Here is a 4,407-nt window from a genome sequence, read left to right as displayed (position 1 = left end):
AGGCAGGCTCATCCGGGCTAAAGATCAACTGGTTGTGGCTTTCTTTTTAAAAATGGAACGGGCAGGGTAATTCAGTTTGCTTAAATCCTACTATCGTAATGTGATTCTAACTAACTGTTTTTATTAACAAAAATTAACATAATCTTCGGTTAAACTTCAGAATGTCTTCAGATTTCGTCCATAGTTTTGTTACAAAGGATTGAGGTCTTCACTCAGATGCTCTACATGAGTATAAGATTTATAAGGATTAGGAAAGCTAATAACTTTTTATAGATAGAATTTTACAAATATTTTTTTGCCTTTGCTCTTCGCTATCAAACAGTTATCTGTCGAGACATTGGCTAAGTATTTTAAGATATTGCATATTCACTATAAAAGGACATGGATAGAAAAGATTTTCTTAATAGCATTGGGATGAGTACTGCGGCCTTTGCCCTGATTAACTGTATCGGTTGTAAGAAAACTGAAGGCAGCAGCTCTTCAGATACTACAGGCCCTACAGGGGTGAATTTTACATTGGATTTAAGCCTGGCCGCTAATGCAGCACTGCTAAGCAATGGTGGATCTTTGGTGTCAAACGGCGTCATCGTCGCAAAGACCAAAACTGGGACATATATTGCTGTTCAGCGTTCATGTACGCACGAAAGCTATACTTTGACTTATCAATCATCAAACAGCCGCTTTTATTGCCCCAACCATGGAGCAACCTTTTCCGAAAATGGAGCTGTGACCAATGGACCCGCCTCCCGCTCATTAACTGTTTATAATACCCAACTTACGGGGACTACCTTAAAAATTTATTCTTAGTTATGAAATTACTTTTTGTTGCCCTTTTTGGGCTGTTTGCCGTTCCAACATTGTGGATAGGGAATTTTTCAGAAGCGCAGAAACAAGCTAAAGCTACGCACAAACAGATCCTGATCAATTTTTCTGGCTCTGATTGGTGCGGCCCATGTATCCGCCTGCGCAAAGAGATTTTAGAATCCGAAAGCTTTGAACAATACGCCGCTGCCAATCTTTTATTGGTTAGGGCCGATTTTCCACGACAGAAGAAAAACCAGCTTCCAAAAGAACAGATCAAACTCAACGAATCATTAGCAGAAATATATAACAGGGACGGCAAGTTTCCTTTCACGGTTCTGGTAGATGAAAATGGGAAAGTACTCAAAAGCTGGGATGGATTCCCGGACGAGAGCGCACAGGCTTTCGTTTCTGAAATCTATAAACTAAAAAAATAATTCAGGATGGCTAAGTCAGTTTCTGTAAACCGGATACTCAAGCTCATGGGAAACCGTTTTGAGTTTACTGTGATCGCTGAAAACGAGCAGGCAGGTAATCGGGCGATAGATGCCGCAGTAGCAGAGGTGAGGCGAATAGAATATCTTTTAACAACTTTCAGCGATCTTAGCCAGACCAGTTTGATCAATGAAAATGCAGGTTTACAGCCTGTAAAAGTCGACAATGAAGTGATAGCGCTTATTGAACGGTCGATCAGGATATCGGAAATTACCGACGGTGCTTTCGATATTACCTATGGGTCGATAGATAAACGGCTTTGGAATTTCGATCAAAACATGAGCAGTTTGCCTGATGAACAGACGGCATTGGCATCTGTTGGGTTAATAGATTACCGAAACGTCATTCTTGACAAAAAGAATGCAACTGTGCTGCTCAGAAATAAAGGTATGCGAATTGGCTTTGGTGGAATTGGCAAAGGCTATGCAGCCGATAAAGCTAAACTCATCCTACAGCAAATGGGGATAAACAGTGGAATTGTAAATGCTGCAGGTGATCTGGTTACCTGGGGTACACAGCTTAATGGCCATTCGTGGACAGTAGGTATCGCCGATCCGGAACAGACCAATAGGCCATTTTCTTCGCTGAAAATCAGTAACATGGCGATTGCCACTTCTGGCAGTTATGAAAAATATGTTACTATAGGTGGGAAGCGCTACTCGCATACAATTGACCCCAAAACGGGGCTTCCGGTAAGTGGGGTGAAGAGCGTGAGTATTATTTGTCCCAGTGCTGAGCTAGCAGATGCCCTGGCTACCCCAGTTGTGGTAATGGGCGTAAAAGTAGGGCTCGAGCTGATTAACCAGATTAAACAAGTGGCCTGTATCGTAATCGATGATAATGATCGGGTATATACCTCAAACAATATTAATGTGATATAAATATGAAAAGTTCCAGAACATTTTTCCTTTCAATGGTTACCGCAGTATCGCTGGGCAGCCTGCTTAGTGCCTGTAGCAGCGTAAAGCCTTATCAAAAAAGTAAACTTAATGATGCAGACATGATTCTTTCGGCCCGCAAAGCCCAAAAATTTGAACAAAGTTTTCAGCTCTACCGCGAGGGTGCCTCGGGTGCCAACGGAGGCAAAAGCGGTGGTGGCTGTGGCTGTAATTAACATGGCGATCAGAAAATGAGAAAAATATATCTTCATGTGCTTTTCATGTACTTCGGTATCTTGAGCACCTATGCACAAACCAGGCCCGAGCCTGCAAAAGCAGATAGCAGTAAATATCAGTCACGGAAGTTAAAAGTCGATGAGATCAACCTGGTTTCAGCCTATTATCATCAGAATGGTAATAATTCTGCAGTTACAGGTGGTATTGGCACCGAGAAACTGAGTGATTTTGCCAATACCATAGATCTTCAAATGTCCAAGTTCAATAAAAGAGGTAAAAAAAATACTTTTCTTTTCGAACTTGGTGTAGATCATTATACTTCGGCCTCTTCTGATAAGATCGATCCTAGTACCATTTCTTCAGCTTCTTCTGCTGATACCCGCATTTATCCATCACTAAACTGGACGCACTCCAATGAAGAGACCGGAAATTCATTTGGATTTACAGGATCATATTCAACAGAGTTCGATTACCAGTCAATGGGAGCTGCTTTTAATTTAACCCGTTTATCAAAAGACAAAAATACCCAGTTTGACTTTAAACTCCAGGCCTTTCTAGATCAATGGACGGTGATCTTACCGATAGAACTGCGAACGGAAAATACCGGAAGAGGCGGTGAGCAATATGATACTGCACCAAGAAATTCTTTCAGTGCATCCTTCTCACTATCGCAGGTCATCAATCAAAAATTTCAGGCTTCCCTGATTTTAGAGCCATCTTATCAAAAAGGATTGCTGGCTACCAAGTATCAACGTGATTATTTTACAGATGGTTCGATGCGTGCTGAAACCCTGCCCGAAAAGCGTTATAAGTTACCTATAGGATTGCGGATGAACTACTTTTTGGATGACCGTTTTGTGATCCGCACATTTTACCGATATTATATGGATAACTGGGGCATAAGGGCTCATACGGCCGAACTTGAAATTCCTGTTAAGATCAATTCGTTCTTTTCTATAAGTCCTTTCTATCGTTACAACAACCAGGTAGGGGCCAAATACTTTGCACCTTATGGCCAGCATTCGCAGTCGGATCAATACTTTACCAGTGATTATGACCTATCCACGCTGACGAGTGATTTTTATGGTGCAGGTATCAGGTTTGCTCCACCTAAAGGCGTTTTCGGTTGGCAGCGCTTGAATATGCTTGAATTGCGATATGGTCATTATTCCCGGTCAACAAGCCTGGTTTCCAATATCGTATCGTTAAACCTAAAGTTTAAGTAAGCCAGTTTATCTAAACTGGCCTTTTTCCAACAGTGAAATCGTACTGAGCTGAATCTTATTTAACCTTTCCTGAAGTTCGAGGGCTTTGTTCTTTTCAGTGAGCAAAGCCTTCAACCGGTCTACTTCTGCAGTAAGTTTTTGTTTCTCCTGTAACTCCATCTTCGAGAAAACCTTTCCACTTTCGTAATAGCTGAAAAAATTATAGTTCAGGATTTCACTCACGCGGACCAAAGTAAGGATATCGATAGTTGCGGTATTCAGCATCTCCTGCGTTTTTGTTTTGCTGATCTCAAGGGCGGCGGCAATGTCTGAAACAGAGATATCTTTCTGCTTCATTTCCTTCCAGATCATTAAGCCTATATGGACACTCATCTTATATTATGGGATAATTTTGAAACATTGAAATTACGGAAAGCAGGCTGATTTAATCATTTTTTGTGGTAATGATAATTAGTCTAAATATTTCTTTAGCATATCATCATAATGATCGGGCACTTAAATGCTAACATCGGAAGAATCATTTTAATAACTGATGCGGCTCATATTTTTAACACGGGCTTTTTACAAACTTTATATCTATCAAAAAAGACCCATTATGAAAAAAATCCTGGTACCTGTTGATTTCTCTGCAACTGCAGAGAACGCAGCCGATTATGCAACTGATCTGGCCCATGGTATTGGTGCCAGAGTAGAACTGTTAAATGTTTTTCAGGTTCCGGAGTTTTCTCCTGCTGCGGCATCTCTGGTATGGCCGCTTGAAGAATATAAGC

7 protein-coding genes are annotated in these 4,407 nt (G+C 41.1%); 6 read left to right on the top strand and 1 reads right to left on the bottom strand.

The features are described from left to right. Positions 1-381: 381 nt before the first annotated feature. Genes AC1DPQ_RS19120 through AC1DPQ_RS19100 form a run of 5 tightly spaced genes read left to right on the top strand, consistent with a single transcriptional unit; the run spans position 382 to position 3,637 of the window. Positions 382-807, top strand: coding sequence for a QcrA and Rieske domain-containing protein (locus AC1DPQ_RS19120; RefSeq protein ID WP_477585564.1), 426 nt, complete (start codon positions 382-384; stop codon positions 805-807). 2 nt (positions 808-809) lie between these two features. After that, on the top strand, positions 810-1,238 hold the full coding sequence (locus AC1DPQ_RS19115) for a thioredoxin family protein (protein WP_477585566.1): 429 nt from the start codon (positions 810-812) through the stop codon (positions 1,236-1,238). 6 nt (positions 1,239-1,244) lie between these two features. Then, positions 1,245-2,177, top strand: coding sequence for an FAD:protein FMN transferase (locus tag AC1DPQ_RS19110; protein ID WP_477610552.1), 933 nt, complete (start codon positions 1,245-1,247; stop codon positions 2,175-2,177). 2 nt (positions 2,178-2,179) lie between these two features. Next, positions 2,180-2,410 carry a DUF4266 domain-containing protein gene (locus tag AC1DPQ_RS19105; RefSeq protein WP_477610551.1) on the top strand — a complete coding sequence of 77 codons (231 nt, stop codon included), beginning with the start codon at positions 2,180-2,182 and terminating at the stop codon, positions 2,408-2,410. 15 nt (positions 2,411-2,425) lie between these two features. Then, a complete protein-coding gene (locus tag AC1DPQ_RS19100) occupies positions 2,426-3,637 on the top strand; it encodes a DUF3570 domain-containing protein (protein WP_477610550.1) in 1,212 nt (403 codons plus the stop codon). A 6-nt stretch (positions 3,638-3,643) separates the two neighbouring features. Here the strand turns inward: AC1DPQ_RS19100 and AC1DPQ_RS19095 are convergent, their stop codons facing one another. Next, positions 3,644-4,009 carry a helix-turn-helix domain-containing protein gene (locus AC1DPQ_RS19095; RefSeq protein ID WP_477610549.1) on the bottom strand — a complete coding sequence of 122 codons (366 nt, stop codon included), beginning with the start codon at positions 4,007-4,009 and terminating at the stop codon, positions 3,644-3,646. 160 nt (positions 4,010-4,169) lie between these two features. Here AC1DPQ_RS19095 and AC1DPQ_RS19090 point away from each other — a divergent pair. Continuing rightward, positions 4,170-4,407, top strand: a 238-nt coding sequence (locus tag AC1DPQ_RS19090; protein WP_477610548.1) for a universal stress protein, incomplete at its 3' end; no start/stop codon positions are given.

It is taken from the genome of Pedobacter sp. 01T416_2 (genome assembly GCF_056398925.1).
Note: the sequence above shows the minus strand (reverse complement) of the source record. Positions and strands in the feature narration are given on the sequence as shown.